Annotated in this window: 1 protein-coding gene; it reads left to right on the top strand. The window is 49.4% G+C overall.

Annotation, left to right across the window (positions count from 1 at the left end; all coding sequences use genetic code 11):
- Positions 1 to 121 precede the first annotated feature (121 nt).
- Positions 122 to 436 carry an ArsR/SmtB family transcription factor gene (locus DU29_RS1000000132090; RefSeq protein WP_000349485.1) on the top strand — a complete coding sequence of 105 codons (315 nt, stop codon included), beginning with the start codon at positions 122 to 124 and terminating at the stop codon, positions 434 to 436.
- Positions 437 to 449: the final 13 nt, after the last annotated feature.

The following is a 449-nucleotide window of genomic DNA, read 5'->3' on the forward strand; positions in this document are numbered from 1 at the left end:
GAGATGACATTCAATATTACTCCTATATTTCTAGTATTGTCGAAATGATGTACGCAGCCTACTTGCGTTTATCCGACCTGTCAACTATAATTCTAGAAACATCGAATTATTGGGGCGTGCTATGGATCACGAAAAGGTTGCAGCCAGCTTAGCTGAGCTAGGGAATAGTCACCGACTGTCCGTGTTCCGCTTTCTGGTCAAAGCTGGCCATGATGGGGCTTCGGTCGGAGATATCCAGAAGGGGCTGGGTATTCCTGCTTCGACGCTATCACATCACCTTGCGCGCATGGCCAAGGTAGGGCTGATCCGGCAGGAGAAACATAGCCGCACGATTGTCTGTATACCCGAGTATGGGCACCTAGAGAATTTGATCGGTTTCTTACAAGAGGAATGTTGTGCAGGTGTCCGGATTGCGCATGAACCAGAACCGCTTTGACGCTTGCCCAGCT

Origin of the sequence: Pseudomonas sp. Ant30-3 (genome assembly GCF_000690905.1) — a bacterium.
Classification (GTDB): Bacteria; Pseudomonadota; Gammaproteobacteria; order Pseudomonadales; family Pseudomonadaceae; genus Aquipseudomonas.